The organism is Nocardiopsis tropica (assembly GCF_042660575.1).
GTDB classification, from domain to species: Bacteria; Actinomycetota; Actinomycetes; order Streptosporangiales; family Streptosporangiaceae; genus Nocardiopsis; species Nocardiopsis tropica.
In genome coordinates this window covers 12,628-27,662 of the sequence record NZ_JBHSUF010000001.1, presented here as the reverse complement: position 1 = coordinate 27,662, position 15,035 = coordinate 12,628, and the positions used below count along the sequence as shown (strand labels likewise).

Here is a 15,035-nt window from a genome sequence, read left to right as displayed (position 1 = left end):
TCCCCCGGAAGCGGGCGCGCATCAGGCCCCGGCCCTGCCCCACCCCGGGGCCCGGCGCCGACCGCCCGCGGCTACGGGGTGTCGGCGCCCGCTCCCGCCGCCACCACGTCGGGGACCGTCGCGGTGTCGTCGAGCTCGTAGGTGTAGGGCGGGTCGGGGACGGCGCCGCGCAGGTCGGGCTGGGCCGAGTCGACCAGCAGGTTGTCGCGGGTGACGACGTTGCCCGGCTCCTCGTCCTCGGGCGCCACCGAGACCGGGGTTCCGTCGAAGTAGTTGCCCTCCACCAGCACGTTGGCGTCGTGGGTGGACCGCACCCCGTACTCGGGGTTGGCCCGGTAGTAGTTGTTGAACACGTGCACGTGCTCGGCGGACCGGGCACTCGGGTGCCGGCCGGAGGTCCCGTCGAAGTAGTTGTGGTGCACGGTCACGCGGAGGGCGCCGGGCTCGTCGTCCTCGCCGCCGATGCCGATGGCCGACTCCGCGTCCCGGAAGTGGTTCCAGGACAGGGTGACGTTGTCGGCGCCTCCGGTGACGGTGACCAGGGCGGCGCCGCCGTCGCCCCCGGTGAGGGTGGAGCCGTCCACCCACACGTGGTGCGCCCCTCCGCGGACCGCCACCGCCGTCCCGTCCGACTCCAGCGCCAGATTGGCGAGGACGACGTTGCTGGAGCCGTCGACGACCAGTCTCCCGCCGGTGAGCTCGGCGCCGTCCCCCACGCCCACGAGCGTCTTGTCGGAGCCGACCTCGACGGCCCCGTCCAGGTCGATGCGTCCGCTGACCTCGATGGTGAGCGGTTCCTCGTCGGAGAGGTGGTCGGAGAGCTCGTCCGCGTCGGACGCGGTGACGGTCTCACCCCCCGCTCCGCCGGTGACGCCGGGGTGGTCCTCGCCGTCGCGTTCCAGGGGCTCGCCGGCCCAACCGACCGGGGTGCCGAACGGGTCCTCCTCCCCGGGTTCCTCCGAGGGCGGGGGGCTCGACTCGTCGGCCTCCTCCGTCTGCGGCTCGACGGCCGCGCCGACGGGGGGCTCGACGGCGTCCCGGGGTTCCTCCTCCTGACGCGTACAGGAGACGAGGGCCGCGCAGAGCAGCACCGCCGCGGCCGCGGCGGGGATGGGGTGAGGTCTCATCGAGAGCTTTCCAGCGAGCGGGGTAACGGGGGGCGGGGGGTTGCACCCCCGACCCTGCCACAGCGGGGTTCGCAGACCCAACCCAGGGCCCGGTTCCCCCTGAGCGCGGGGCTCGTTCCGAGGGTCGGTGGCGGATCGGGGACCGCGGGCGGCCTGGCACGGCGAAGGGCGCCGGCCCCCTGTGGGAGGCCGGCGCCCCGGTGTCCTTCGGCGCTCGGAGCAGCGGCTGCTCAGACCGCCGTGGGCGGTGCCGTCGCGGAGGCTACTCGGCGAGCCAGCCGATGTCCTCGTAGACGTAGTTGCCGGCGACGCCGTAGGCGCCCCAGTTGCGCAGGTTCTCGTCCATGGCGTACTGGCCGGGACGCTCGAACAGCGGGATGGTGAGGACCTCCTCCCAGATGGCGGCGTCGATCTGGTTGGCGATCTCGGCGTAGCGGTCCGGGTCGGTCTCCCCGGCCAGCTCCTCGTAGAGGTCGTTGATCTCCTGGGTGGAGTGGAAGCTGGTGTTGTTGCCCCACTCCTCCCCCGCCTCGTCGACCGGGCCGCTGTAGTTGCCCTCGGTGTCGGTGGGGTAGGGGTTGGAGCCGGTCAGGACGAAGCTGGCCATCTCGTAGTTGCCCGGGATGACGTAGTCCGAGAACAGGGCGTTGCCGGGAACGTTCTGGACGTCCACCTCGACGCCGATCTCGGCGAGCATCTCGCGGGCGATGTCGCCCTCGTCCTTGGCCAGCTGCATGTCCTCGGAGGCCACCCAGCCGAGGGTCAGGGTGTCGCCCGCCTCGTTGGTGCGGAACTCCGCGCCCTCCTCCAGGGTCCAGCCGGCCTCGTCGAGCAGCGCCGCCGCGGCCTCGGGGTCGAAGGTGCCGACCGGGTCACTGTTGTCCTGGTAGCCGTTCTGGCTGGAGCGGAGCAGGCGGTTGACCTCGCCGGTGATGGGCCAGTCCACGGCGCCCAGGGCCACCTCGGCCATGGTGTCGCGGTTGATGGCCATGGAGATGGCCTGGCGGACGTTCTTGTCCTGGAGCATCTCGCTTCCGGCGTTCAGCGAGATGAACCGGTGGGCGTTGTCGACGGCGCGGGTGAAGTAGGTGCCCTCGCGGTCCTTCAGGAGCTCCCACGCGGCGGCGTCGTAGCCGAGGTAGAAGGCGTCGATCTCACCGTTGTTGAACGCGGTCGCCTGGCCGTCGATCGCCACGTGGGTGAAGACGATCTCGTCCAGCATGGCGGGCTCGCCCCACCAGTCCTCGTTCTTCGTCACCGTGATGCGCTGGGTGACGTCGTCGAACTCGGGGTCCGCGAACGGGCCTGCCGTGACGGGGATCTCGCCGTCGTAGCCCTCCAGGAAGAGCTCCTCGTCCTCCATGTACTCCTTGGGGTACACGATGTCGAAGAGGGCGGGCCAGTCGGCGTAGGGCCGGGAGAACTCCAGGGTGAACGAGTACTCGTCCTCGCCCTGGACGACGTCCTCGATCCACTTGTAGCCGGTGTCGGAGCCGACCTCGAACTCGCCGTCGCGCTCACCCTTGCGGGTGATGACCTGGGCCTCGTAGTCCTCCCAGGTGATGGGCTCGCCGTTGGACCAGACCGCGTCGGGGTTGAGGGTGTAGGAGACCTCCAGGCCGTCGTCGCTGACCCCGTAATCGAGGACGTAGGCCTCGTTGGGGGCGAAGCCGCCCTCGTCGTCGAACCGGGTCGGGGTCGGCATGAGGGAGCCAAGGACACGGCGCACCTCGGCCTTGTTGCCCTGGACGTGCACCATGTTGTGCTGTTCTTCGTACTCGCTGAGGGCCCACACGAAGGTGCCGCCCTCCTGCAGGTCCTCGCGCGGAGCGGCGTTGAGGTCGGACGCGGGCAGCGCGGCGACCTCCTCCTGCGCGGCGTCCGGGTCGTTTCCGTCATCGCTGCCGCAGGCGCTGGCGACCATCACCAGGGCGGCGACGGGGGCGAGATAGCGCGCCTTCCCGATTCGCATGGGGATTCCTCCTATGGGGGTGGTTCTGCCGGCGCGCGGGGCGGCGCCGGCCGTGCCTCGAAGGGCCGGGGGGTCAGACGACCTGGCGCCGTTCCGCGTAGTGGCAGGCGGCGCCCTGGTCTCCTCCGTTGGTGGGGAGGATCTGCGGTTCGACGTTCACGCACGTGTCCTTCTCCGAGTCGGAGAGGGTGATGAACTTCTGGCACCTGGTCCGGAACCTGCAACCCGAGGGCGGGTTGGCGGGGCTGGGCAGGTCTCCGTCGAGGACGATGTGGGTACGGGCCCGCTCCTTCTCCGGGTCGGGGATCGGGATGGCGGACAGCAGCGCCTGGGTGTAGGGGTGCGCGGGCCTGGAGTAGACGGACCGGGTGTCGCCGATCTCCACGATCCGGCCGAGGTACATGACGGCCACACGGTCGGCGATGTGCCGCACCACGGACAGGTCGTGCGCCACGAACAGGTAGGAGAGTCCCAGCCTGGCCTGGAGCTCCTCCAGGAGGTTGACGACACCGGCCTGGATGGACACGTCGAGCGCGGACACGGGCTCGTCGAGGACCAGCAGCTTGGGCTCCAGCGCCAGGGCACGGGCGATGCCGATGCGCTGGCGCTGGCCGCCGGAGAACTCCGAGGGGAAGCGGGTGGCGTGCTCGGGGTCGAGGCCGACCAGCTGGATGAGCTCGTAGACGCGCCGGGTGACCTCGGCCGTGCCGGTCCGGTGGGCCCGCAGGGGCTCGGCGATGATGTCGAACACCGGCATGCGGGGGTCCAGGGAGCTCATGGGGTCCTGGAAGACGATCTGCATGTCGCGCCGCAGCGCGAACCGCCCGCTCTTGCCGAGCGTGGTCACGTCCTTGCCCATGACGGAGACGGAGCCGCTCTGGGGCTTCTCCAGGTCCATGATCTGCATGAGGGTGGTGGACTTGCCGCAGCCGGACTCGCCGACGAGCGCGAGGGTCTCGCCCTCGCGGATGTCGAAGTCGATGCCGTCCACCGCGTAGACCGTGCCGACGCGCCGCTTGAACACCATGCCCTTGTTGAGCGCGTGGTGCTTGACCAGGCCCTCGACCCGCAGCATCTCGGGCCGGTCCTCGCGGGGGACCTCGGCGGCCGGGACGTCGGGGATCTCCGGGACGGGGTAGATGTCCTGGGCGGTCCAGCCCCGGTCGGCGATCTCGCCGGAGCGGATGCACGCCACCCTCTGCACGCCGGTGTCGTGGGCCCCGGTGCTCCCGGGCACGGTCCCGCCGTCGGCGTGGGCGAGCCGGATGGCCTCCGCGCTCGGCTGGGAGCCGATGGCGAGCAGCTCGGGCTCGGCGGCCTCGCACTCGGGCTGGGCGATGGGGCAGCGCGGCGCGAAGGGGCAGCCGGGCGGCAGGTGGGACAGCGACGGCGGGGTGCCCTTGATGGGGATGAGGGCGCCCTGGCGGTCCAGGTCCATGCGGGGGACGGCGCCGAGCAGGCCCATGGTGTAGGGCATGCGGCTGCTGTAGTAGATCTCGTCGACGGTGCCGATCTCGACGGGGCGGCCCGCGTACATGACCAGGACGCGGTCGACGAAGCCCGCGACCACCCCCAGGTCGTGGGTGATCATGACGATGGCCGCGCCGGTCTCGTTCTGCGCGGTGCGGAGCAGGTCGAGGATCTGGGCCTGGATGGTGACGTCGAGCGCGGTGGTGGGCTCGTCGCAGATGATGACGTCGGGGTTGTTGGCCATGGCCATGGCGATCATGACCCGCTGGCGCATGCCGCCGGAGAACTCGTGCGGGAAGGACCGGTAGCGCTGGGCCGCGTTGGGGATGCCGACGAGGTCGAGGAGTTCGACGGCCCGATCGTGCGCCTTGGCCTTGGGGGTCTTCGGGTCGTGGACCAGGACGGCCTCGGCCAGCTGGTCGCCGACGGTGTAGACGGGGGTGAGGCCGGAGAGCGGGTCCTGGAAGACCATGGAGATGACCTTGCCGCGTTTGGCGGCCATCGCCCGGTCGTCCAGTCCGAGGATCTCCTCCCCGTGCAGCAGGACCGAGCCGGTGATCCTCGCGTGCTCGGGCAGCAGGCCCATGGCGGCCATCGAGGAGACGGACTTGCCGGAGCCGGACTCGCCGACGATGCCCAGGACCTCGCCTCGTCCGACGGCGTAGCTGACGCCGCGGACGGCGTGCACGTCGGGGTTGCCGTCGAACCCCGGGAAGGTGACGGTGAGGTCGGTGACCTCCAGGACCGGGCTGTCCGCGGTCCGCCCGTCTCGGGCGACGTCGGTGGCGGCGACCGTTTCGGTGCTCATGTGTTGCTGTCCCCCTAGGAGCGGCGCGACTTGGACTGCGGGTCGAGGGCGTCGCGCAGCCCGTCCCCGATCATGTTCACCGCGAGCACGAGGACCACCAGCAGGAGCGTGGGGAACATGAACATCCACCACGCCGTGGTCGCGAACCGGGAGCCGTCGGCGATGACCACGCCGAGGCTGATGTCCGGTGCCTGCACGCCCAGGCCGAAGTAGCTCAGTGCGGTCTCGCCGATGATCGCCGTGCTCACGGCGATCGTGGCGTCCGCGATGAGCAGGGACGACATGTTGGGCAGGATGTGCCGCAGGATGATCTTGTGCGGGGGGACGCCCATGTACCGGGCGGCGTGGATGTACTCGCGTTCGCGCAGGGAGATGGTCAGTCCGCGGACCATCTTGGAGGTGACCATCCAGCTGAACGCGGCCAGCAGGATGACGAGGACCAGCCAGCCGCCGTTGCCGACGAAGTGCTTGGACAGGATCGCCAGGACGACGAAGCTGGGCAGGACCAGGGCCAGGTCGGCGATCCACATGAGGCCGCGGTCGGTGAGGCCCCCGAAGTACCCGGCGAAGGAGCCGACCAGGGCGGCGACCGCCGTCGAGAGCAGGGCGACGAGGAGTCCGATGAGCAGCGACCTCTGCAGGCCCGCGGTGCTCTGGGTGAGGACGTCCTGGCCGGTGCGGTTGGTGCCCATCCAGTGCTCGGGCGAGGGCGGGTCGATGAGGGAGGTGTAGTCGCGCTCCCCCACGTCCCATCCGGTCAGGAGGGGACCGATGAAGGCGACGGCCAGCAGCAGGACGAGCATGCCGAGCCCGATGATGACGCGCCGTGTCCCCAGGAGCTGGCGCCCGATGTCCCTCAGGCGGTTGGGCGCCGGGGGCACGGCCGGTGCCGGTGCGGGCTCCGTGCTCGTTTCGGTCGTACTCATGGCGTGGTCTCCAGCCGGGCTGCCGCGGTGGTGTGCGGGGCGGTCGAGGGGCGGGACGCGCGGGCGTCGCCGTGGGTGGTGCGGGGGCCGGTCACGATCACACCCGCACCCTCGGGTCGAGCCAGGCGTAGAGGATGTCCGAGAGGAACGAGGCGGCCATGACCGTCACCGCCATGAAGAAGGAGACCGCCGCGACCACGTGGACGTCGTGCTGGGAGATCGAGTCGATCAGCCAGGCGCCCATGCCGTGCCAGCCGTAGATCTTCTCGGTGAAGGTCGCGCCGGACACCATGATCCCGAAGGTGAAGGTGAAGTAGGTGATCGTGGGGATCAGCGCGGTGCGCAGGGCGTGCTTGAACAGCGCTCTCCTGCGGGTGAGCCCCTTGGCCATGGCCGTGCGCACGAAGTCGGCGTTGAGCACGTCGAGCATCATGTTGCGCTGGTAGCGCGCGAAGGCCGCGAACAGGGAGAGGGCGAGCACGATCGTGGGCAGCAGCGCGTGGTGTATCCGGTTGAGCAGGAGTTGCCACCACTCCCCCCGGAAGCCCGCCGAGTACTCGCCGGAGAAGATCAGCAGCTGGAAGCCGACGAGGTCGTTGATGGCGGTCGCGCCCACCTGGACGCTGATCGCGATGACCACCGTGGGCACGGAGAGCACGAAGAAGGCGACTGCCGTGGAGGCCTTGTCGAAGCGCCTGTACTGGCGTACGGCGGAGTAGGCGCCGACGGCGATGCCGACGGCGGCGCCGAGGACGGTGGCGAACGTGATCAGGCGCAGTGTGACGCCGGCCTTCATCCAGATCTGGGGGGTGACGTCACGCCCCTGGATGCTCTGCCCGAAGTCTCCCTGGACCACACCGCCCAACCAGACCGCGTAGCGCTCGGCCAGGGGCGTCTCGTCGTTGAGGTTGAGGGTGTCGAGCTGGGCATTGATGACCTCGGCCGTGGGCGGGGGCTGCATCTGCTCGAAATAACCGCGCGGATAGAGGTTGGTTGCGGCGAGCAGGTAGGCGAAACTCGTCGCGAGAAAGATCAGCACGACGTAGTTCAGCAGCCGCCTGGCCAGGAACTTGCCCAAAACTATCTCCGAACCTCACAGCCGAGCCCGACGCTTGTCCCTTGTGCGCGGTCGTGACTGAGAGCACCGAGGGTCACGGATCGGAGGGGCGCGGCGGGTGCCGCCGTTGAGCCTTCACGTTCCTGCGACCACCGGTGGGGGTTACTCCCGGTGACTACCAAAACACAATTGCATCCGGTTCACGATCAGTGACCGGAATGTCAAGAGTCTGCGGGAGCACTAGACACTCGACGGTAACCACTCCATCAAGAAAAGACAACGGTGCCCATTCGACCATCCGGATGCATCCGTTTTGTCAATCTTTACACACACAGCTTCCCGGCGACTCCCCACAGTTACCAATACACCAGTTGACCTGCGGAAATAAACTCCAGAGCATCCCGAACGAAACAACATTCAAGCCCTCGAACTGGACATAACACCACAAACACGCCATCAAACATCAATAGTTAGTAACACACACGAAACCCTGACTCCTCCTACCTGCGAACGCGTACCGAACGCCCGTGCCCGCCGTGTCCCGCGCTCAGGGCACAGCGGACGCGCGAAGGCAAGGACACTCACCCTGGGTAGCGAAAGTCAGTGACGGCTGACGAGGGCGGGCACGCTCTCCCGGCCGGCGGCCGCCGCGGCCCCCTCGGCGACGGGCGCCCACGGCGCGGCCCCGGCCACCACCGCCACCGGCCGCGGCACCAGGGGAGCCGCGGAGAGCGCCCCCGCCATCCCCCACCAGGCGCCCAGCGAGCGGGCGGCATCGCCCGCGGCTCCCAGGACCGTCCAGGTCACCGGTCCCGCGAGGGTCACGCCCCTCCCCCTCCGCCATGCCGCCAGGTGCGGCAGGACCAGGGTCGCCCCCGACACCGCCGCGATCCGAGCGACCCGGCGCGACCGGGCGGACCGCCGCGCGCCCGCCCCGCGGCGTCCCCGCGCCACCGTGCCGGCGACCACGGCAGCGGCGGCCACCGGCCACCATCCGGCCCGCGCCGCGCGCGCACCCGCCCCGGCGGTGCGCACCAGGTCGAGCCCCGTCAGCCTCACCGCCTCCGCCAGCGGGGCGCGTGCCCGACCGCAGACCGCGGCCGCGACCGCCGCGCCGCCCAGGGCCCCGGCCGCCAGCGCGGCCCCTGGGCGGCCGGACGCCGCCAGCGCGGGGGCTGCCGCCCCGGCCCAGGAGACCTCGGGCCCGGCGGCCCGTCCTCCGTGGCGGCGCGCCAGGGGCCCCGCGATCGCACCGGAGGTGAAACACGCGCGCAGGTAGTCCCCCATGTCCGTGGTCGGCGGCATCCGCACACGGGACCTCGGCTCGTAGCGCACCGACCACCCGCCTCCGGCGAGGCGCCACAAGAGGTCGAGTTCGGCGGCCGGCCCCAGCCCGGGGTCCAGGTCGGCGACGGAGCGGCGCACGACCAGCACCGGGACGGGACGCAGCGGATCGTCGGAGCCCTGGTCACCGAAGGCCCCCGGGCGCGCCTGGCCGGGGGTCCCGTGCCCCCAGGGGAGGACGGCGCCGGGGTCGGCGCCGCGGTCGGGCCCGGCCCCGTGGGCGGCGACGGCCGCCACCGCCCTGCTCAGGGGGCCGGGGGTCCGGGGCCGGTCGGTGAGCGCGCGGGGCACCACGGCCGCCACCCCGGGGTCGGCGAAGTGCCCCAGGGCGGTGTCCAGCCATCCGGCGGTGGGACGCGCTCCCGACTCGACCAGGGCGACGAACTCCGCGGAGCAGGCTCCCAGCGCCACCGCCCGTGCCTGCGCACCCCCGGGCGGACCGGGCACGACCCGGGCTCCGTGCCTGCGCGCGATCCACGCGCAGGCCCCGGTGGCTCCGACGACGACCGGCCGCAGTTCCGGGTGGGACGCGGCGAGGAGGCCGAGCGTGGTCTCCAGCGCGGCGGGTCCCGCCTGGCCGACGACGGCCACCTCCGCGGTGCGCCCCGGCGGGAGGGGCAGCGGCCGGGGGTGGGCGAGCCCGGCCCTGATCAGGTCGCGGGCGAGCAGTCCCTCGTCCGCTCCGGCGGGGACCGCGCCGCTCAGCCAGCGGATCAGCGCACTGACCTGGGACGGGTCGAGGCGGACGGCCCGTGGCGGGCAGCCGCCCAGGAGGAGGTGCCCCTCGTCGGCGAGGCGGACGGAGCGGTCGATCTCGACACCGAGGCCGGGGGGAAGCGGGGAGCGGGAGGCCATGCCCCATACCTTGTCGGGTCGGACGCGGCGGACGCAAGACCGCGGGAAGCACCGGAATCGGGGAGAGCTTGACGTAATCGTTACTTGGGCTCTCGAGTCCCACGAGTCACGAATCCCCGCCGATATGCGCGACCGCTCACCCGCCCCGTCGGGCCGAACGCCCTCTTCGGGCAGCTCAGCGGGGGTTATCCTGACCAAGCCAGGTCGGCTGGGTTTCCGGGGAGGCACAGAGCGTATGCTGATCGCGAATACGCCCTTCAGTGTCGTAGGGCACATCCGCTACCAGACATGAGCATGCAGCACGGCCCGCCCCAGGCCCCACCACCGTCCCCGGGGAAGCCAAGCGGCTTCTCACCCAACGCCTGTCGCCGCCCTTGCGCAGCAGTCGTGGCACAGTCCCGCTTCCCTCCCTGCTCCAGGGGGCTCCGCCCTGTGCGTCCGCTCCGCGCCGTGACCCGTCCCCACGGGCACGGACGCCTCGAGGACCCGGCGCTGCGTTGCCCTGCCCGCCGCGAACACACGTCATCGGGGAGCGAACCCAATGTGTGAGACCGCAGCATCCCAGAGCTCTCTCGGACCCCTCGTCGCGCGCCACGCGCACGGCCCCGCCCACAGGACCCGTCCCCCGTCGCCGGACGCACTCCCGGCCCCGGTCCCTCCGCCCAGTCCCTTACACAGTCCGGCGAATCACATGGAAGACGAGATACCCCACAGCACCGGCACCGCCCGCAGACCCGCGCGGCGACGGTTCCCGGGGCTGCCGAGCCAGATCGCCTACGCGAGGCGGTTCGTCGCCCGGCAGCTGGCCGCCTCACCCGAACTCACCACGGCGACGCTGCTGACCAGCGAGCTCGCCACGAACGCCATCACGCACAGCGCCTCGGGCCGGGCGACCGGCAAGTTCGAGGTCAGCGTCCACCTCGCCCCCGGGTGGGCGCGCGTGGAGGTGCGGGACCTGGGGAACAGGGTGGAGGCGCCGCAACCCCAGCACCGGGACCCCTACGACACGGCCGAGCACGGCCGTGGCCTGGACCTGGTCGAGGCGCTGTCCAGCAAGTGGGGAACCGAGCCCCGCGCCGACGGGATGGGGCGCAGGGTCTGGTTCGAGCTGGTGTGGGACTGCGACGCCGACCCCGTGGACGCGGCGGAGTAGGGGTTCGAACGGGCGGCCGCTCCGTCACGCCGCCCCGGCCGCCCGCGGGCGCGGGCCCGCCGTCACCCCTCGTTGCCGGCCCCCTGCTGCTCCTGCGCACCACCGCCCTCGGTGGGCGCGGGGAGCCGGTACCGCTCGTAGAGTTCGCGCGCGTAGTCCTTCGCCTCCTGCGACGGCTCCTCGCCCAGCTCGTCGCGGACCAGGTCGTCGAGGCTCTTGTTCGTTTCTGCCATGTGTCGCAGCCTGCCTGTAGTGCGCGGATTGCACAAATCGCCGCTCCGGTGACGGAGAGGGATGACCAATAAGTCCTACATAGTAGGCATTTCGGTGACATCGCCCGGTTTCCCCTGGACAGACATCGCACGACGGGGCCCGCCGGCGTTCCGGCGGGCCCCGTCGGTACCGGTCGTCCCCGGTCCCCGTGACACCGGGGTGGTACCGGGTTACACGGGCGCCGACCGCCGCCCCCGCAAGGCGGTGCCGCGAACGGCGAGGGGCGCCCCGCGCGTCGCGCGGGGCGCCCCTGTGGAGCATGCGGCTACGAGCCGACCCGCTCCTCGGCCCGCTCGGCCCCGGACGTGCCGCCCTCGGGCGCACCCCCCGCGGCCTTGCGCTTGCGGGCGCGGCGCCGTTCGGCGCGCTCCGCGCTCCGCGCGGCACGGCGCTGCTTGGACCACTCCACCAGCTGGTAGAGGACCGGGACCAGGACCAGTGTCAGCACGGTCGAGGTCAGCAGGCCGCCGATCACCACGATCGCCAGCGGCGCGGAGATGAACGCCCCGCCGCCGGTGATCCCCAGGGCCATCGGGGTCAGTGCCGCGATGGTGGCGAGCGCCGTCATGAGGATGGGCCGCAGACGGTGGCGGGCACCCTCCACGATCGCCTCGCTGAGCGGCATCCCGTTGTTCTGGTTCTGGTTGATCAGGTCCATCAGGACGATGGCGTTGGTGATGACCACGCCGATGAGCATCAGCATGCCGACCATTCCGGCGATGCCCAGCGGGTTTCCGGTGATCAGGAGCAGGCCCAGCGAGCCGGTGATCGCGAACGGGATCGAGATCAGCAGCATGAGCGGCTGGAGCAGGCTCTTGAAGGTCGCGACCATGATCAGGTAGCAGATCACGACCGCGGCGAGCATCGCCAGCATCATCGAGGCGAAGCCCTCGGACTGGTCCTGGCTGACGCCGCCCAGGGTCGCCGAGGCGCCCTCCGGCAGGTCCAGCCCGTCGAGGGCCTCGGTGATGGAGGCGCTCACCGCGCCCAGGTCGGAGGCGGTGACGCTCGCCGACACGGTGGCGCTGGTGATGCCGTCGATCCGGGTGAGCTCCGGCTGCTGGAGCACCTCCTCGACCGTGGCCACGTCGGACAGCGGGACGGCCCCGGTCGCGCCCATGACGGGCAGGTCCTCCAGGTCGTCCACCGTCTGCGGGGCCTCGTCGAAGCGGACCACCAGGTCACGACGGGTGTCGTCGAGGGTGACGGTGCCGACGTTCTGGCCGTTGAAGGCCGCGGAGACCTGCTGGCCGACCGCCGCCTCGGTGAGGCCGACGGCCGCGGCCTCCTCGCCGTCGACGCTGACCTCCAGAGAGGACTGCTCCGCGGCGACGCTGTTGGTGATGTCGGCGGTGCCGTCGATCGCGCTCAGCTCGTCCTCGACCATGCCGGTGGCCTCGGCGAGGACCTCCTGGTCGTCCGCGCTGACCTGCACCTCGATGCCGGATCCGCCCATGGCGCCCATGCTGCTCAGGACGGGCTCGTACTCGGTGTCCAGGTCCGCGAGGGTGTCGCGGAGCACGTCGCGGTTGCGGGCCTGGTCGGTGTCGGGGTCGGCGGTGACCGTGTAGTCGACCTGGCTGCTGCCTCCGCCGCCCATCATCCCGGCCATGCCCCCGCCGCCGACGTTGGTCTGGTAGGACTCCACCCAGGCGAACCCGGCCAGGGCGTCCTCGACCTTGACGGCCTCGGCGTCGGCCTCCTCCAGGGACGTGCCCGGGGGCAGCTCCTGGACGATCGCGTAGGAGTTCTCCTCGGACTGCCCCATCCAGTCGGTCTCGAGGTTGGTGGCCATGAGAACGGTGCCGGCGAAGATGACGACCGAGGCGAGCAGGGTCGTGATCGTGGCGACCTTGCGCTTGGTGGTGATCCACCGGATGACGGGCAGGTAGGCGCGCTGGAGGACGCCCTTGCGCTCGCGCTCGTTCTCCTCCTGCTCGATCTCCTCCTGGGTGGCGTCCCCGATGTCCTTGGGGCGCATGAACCAGTAGCAGAGCACCGGGATGAGGGTGATGGAGACGATCAGCGAGGCGGCCAGGGCGAGGCTGGCGGTGACCGCGAACGGCATGAACAGCTCGCCGACCATGCCGCCGACGAACGCCAGCGGGAGGAACACGGCGATCGTGGCGAGGGTGGAGGAGACCACGGCGGCGGCGACCTCGCGCACACCGGTCCGGACGGCCTCCATCCGCTCCTTGCCGTAGTCGAGGTGCCTGCGGATGTTCTCCAGCACCACGATGGAGTCGTCGACCACACGCCCGATGGAGATCGTGATGGCGGCGAGGGTCAGCATGTTGAGGCTGAACCCGAACGCCTGCATCCCGAGGAACCCGATCAGGACCGACACCGGGATGGACACCGCGGTGACCAGGGTGGAGCGGATCGACAGGAGGAAGACGAGGATGATGACGACGGCGGCGACGAGGCCCATGCCGCCCTCCTCGACCATCGCGAGGATCGACTCGTTGATGTAGGGGGCCTGGTCGAAGACCACGCTGATGTCGATGTTCGAGCCGAGGACGTCGGCCTGCTCGTCGAGGACCCGCTGGACCCCCTCGGACACCTCGACGGTGTTGCCGTCGGGCGTCGCCATGACCATGACGCCGATGCTCGGGTCGCCGTTGACGCGGGCCAGCGTGGTGGCCTCGTCCTGGACGAGTTCGACGTCGGCGACCTCGGAGATCTGGACCGGGGCCGGCGGGGCCGCGGGGGGCGCTCCGGGCGCCGCGGTGGACATGTCGCCGGCGGCGGCCGAGGGCTGGACCCAGACGTCCTCGATCTGCTCGACGGAGGAGAACTGCTCGCCGGTGGTCACGCTCAGGGTGCGGCCGTCGGAGTCGATGTCACCGCCGGGTTGGAGCAGGCCGCTCGACTGGAGGGCCTGGGTGAGGTCCTGGGGGGACAGCCCCGCGGAGGCGAGCTCGTCCGCGTCCGGGCTGACGACGACGTCGGAGCCCATGGCGCCGGTGACCATCGCCGAGCGCACGCCGGGGAGGGACTCGATCTCGGGGACGAGGTGCGTCTCCAGCGGTTCGACCATGGACTGGTCGTCGCCGTCCTCGGCGCCCGCGGCGAGCATCACGACCGGCATCATGTCCGTGCTGAAGGACATGACGCTGGTGCTGACGTCCTCGGGGAGCATGCCGGAGATCTGGTCGACCGCGATCTGCGTCTGGCGCACCAGGTCGTCCTGGTCGGAGCCGTAGTCGAACTCGACGGTGACCTGGGAGGAGCCGGTGCTGGAGGTGGAGGTCACCGTGGTGGCGCCCGCCACGCCCTGGACGGCCTGCTCCAGGGGCTCGGTGACCTGGTTCTCCACGACCTGGGGCGAGGCGCCCTGGTAGGTGCCGGAGACCATCACCATCGGGAGGGACATCTCCGGGAAGAGCTCCCGCTTGGCCGAGGCGGCCGCGAGGACGCCGAAGAAGAGGACGGCCAGGGTGACGAGCAGGACCAGCGCCCGGTTCTTGAGCGACATGACCGCGAGGCGGTTCATACCGTGGCCCCTTCCGAGCGGCGGGCGGCGGTCCCTGCCGGGGGACGGCCCGTACCACGGGCCCTTGTGGCCGATCTGGACATGAGAGGTTTTCGCTCCTAGTTCGCTGCTGACCACGGGAGCAGACCGTGGTGTGGTGGTCGAGCGCTTTCCGACGACCGTCGGGCGGGCACGCCGTCACTGCGGTCTGGCGACCGGTCCTCGAACGTGTGGTGCTGGTGGGGACGCAGGTTGTGCGTTCGCGATGTGCGGCACAGGGGGAGCATCCGCCTGGCGCACGATTCAGAATACGTCGCGTTATATCGGAAGATCAGCCAACCCCGTCCGGTTCAGGGGACTCTCAGGGGCGCGTCAGTCTTCTGTCAGGGTCGATCCCTGACCAAAGTTAGGGACGTCCGCCGTAAGTCGGAGTCCCCCGGGGTGAGGTGGGTCTTCCCGTGGCCTCAGACCCCGGCTCCTTGTAAGGGACATCACAGCCACGATTTCCGGTCCACCAAAAAAGACGTCGCGACCGGGGCGCGACGCCTCCACGAAAACGACCTGTGGACAACCGG

General features: G+C 70.9%; 9 protein-coding genes. 1 reads left to right on the top strand and 8 read right to left on the bottom strand.

Annotated elements, in window-relative coordinates:
* Window positions 1-71: 71 nt before the first annotated feature.
* The 6 genes from ACFQBR_RS00120 to ACFQBR_RS00095 form a co-directional block, all read right to left on the bottom strand.
* On the bottom strand, window positions 72-1,127 hold the full coding sequence (locus ACFQBR_RS00120) for a pectate lyase family protein (RefSeq protein WP_344184793.1): 1,056 nt from the start codon (window positions 1,125-1,127) through the stop codon (window positions 72-74).
* Between the two features lie 262 nt (window positions 1,128-1,389).
* Window positions 1,390-3,099 carry an ABC transporter family substrate-binding protein gene (locus ACFQBR_RS00115; RefSeq protein WP_344184794.1) on the bottom strand — a complete coding sequence of 570 codons (1,710 nt, stop codon included), beginning with the start codon at window positions 3,097-3,099 and terminating at the stop codon, window positions 1,390-1,392.
* Between the two features lie 73 nt (window positions 3,100-3,172).
* Entirely contained in the window at window positions 3,173-5,377 is a 2,205-nt protein-coding gene (locus ACFQBR_RS00110; protein ID WP_344184795.1) for an ABC transporter ATP-binding protein, read from the bottom strand.
* Window positions 5,378-5,391: 14 nt separating this feature from the next.
* On the bottom strand, window positions 5,392-6,303 hold the full coding sequence (locus ACFQBR_RS00105; protein ID WP_267946155.1) for an ABC transporter permease: 912 nt from the start codon (window positions 6,301-6,303) through the stop codon (window positions 5,392-5,394).
* A 97-nt stretch (window positions 6,304-6,400) separates the two neighbouring features.
* Window positions 6,401-7,381 (bottom strand): ABC transporter permease, encoded by a 981-nt coding sequence (locus ACFQBR_RS00100; protein WP_267946156.1) that lies wholly within the window; start codon window positions 7,379-7,381, stop codon window positions 6,401-6,403.
* 579 nt (window positions 7,382-7,960) lie between these two features.
* Window positions 7,961-9,559, bottom strand: coding sequence for a family 2 glycosyl transferase (locus tag ACFQBR_RS00095; RefSeq protein WP_378551654.1), 1,599 nt, complete (start codon window positions 9,557-9,559; stop codon window positions 7,961-7,963).
* Window positions 9,560-10,250: 691 nt separating this feature from the next.
* Between ACFQBR_RS00095 and ACFQBR_RS00090 the strand changes: the two genes are divergently transcribed.
* On the top strand, window positions 10,251-10,712 hold the full coding sequence (locus tag ACFQBR_RS00090) for an ATP-binding protein (RefSeq protein WP_344184547.1): 462 nt from the start codon (window positions 10,251-10,253) through the stop codon (window positions 10,710-10,712).
* A 62-nt stretch (window positions 10,713-10,774) separates the two neighbouring features.
* Here ACFQBR_RS00090 and ACFQBR_RS00085 read toward each other — a convergent pair whose 3' ends face one another.
* On the bottom strand, window positions 10,775-10,945 hold the full coding sequence (locus tag ACFQBR_RS00085; protein WP_344184548.1) for a hypothetical protein: 171 nt from the start codon (window positions 10,943-10,945) through the stop codon (window positions 10,775-10,777).
* Between the two features lie 305 nt (window positions 10,946-11,250).
* Entirely contained in the window at window positions 11,251-14,481 is a 3,231-nt protein-coding gene (locus tag ACFQBR_RS00080; RefSeq protein WP_344184549.1) for an efflux RND transporter permease subunit, read from the bottom strand.
* Window positions 14,482-15,035 lie beyond the last annotated feature (554 nt).

Coding starts and splice junctions, on each gene's coding strand:
- ACFQBR_RS00080 (WP_344184549.1), bottom strand. CDS start 14,481: ATGAACCGCCTCGCGGTCATGTCGCTCAAGAACCGGGCGCTGGTCCTG.
- ACFQBR_RS00090 (WP_344184547.1), top strand. CDS start 10,251: ATGGAAGACGAGATACCCCACAGCACCGGCACCGCCCGCAGACCCGCG.
- ACFQBR_RS00115 (WP_344184794.1), bottom strand. CDS start 3,099: ATGCGAATCGGGAAGGCGCGCTATCTCGCCCCCGTCGCCGCCCTGGTG.
- ACFQBR_RS00105 (WP_267946155.1), bottom strand. CDS start 6,303: ATGAGTACGACCGAAACGAGCACGGAGCCCGCACCGGCACCGGCCGTG.
- ACFQBR_RS00085 (WP_344184548.1), bottom strand. CDS start 10,945: ATGGCAGAAACGAACAAGAGCCTCGACGACCTGGTCCGCGACGAGCTG.
- ACFQBR_RS00110 (WP_344184795.1), bottom strand. CDS start 5,377: ATGAGCACCGAAACGGTCGCCGCCACCGACGTCGCCCGAGACGGGCGG.
- ACFQBR_RS00120 (WP_344184793.1), bottom strand. CDS start 1,127: ATGAGACCTCACCCCATCCCCGCCGCGGCCGCGGCGGTGCTGCTCTGC.
- ACFQBR_RS00095 (WP_378551654.1), bottom strand. CDS start 9,559: ATGGCCTCCCGCTCCCCGCTTCCCCCCGGCCTCGGTGTCGAGATCGAC.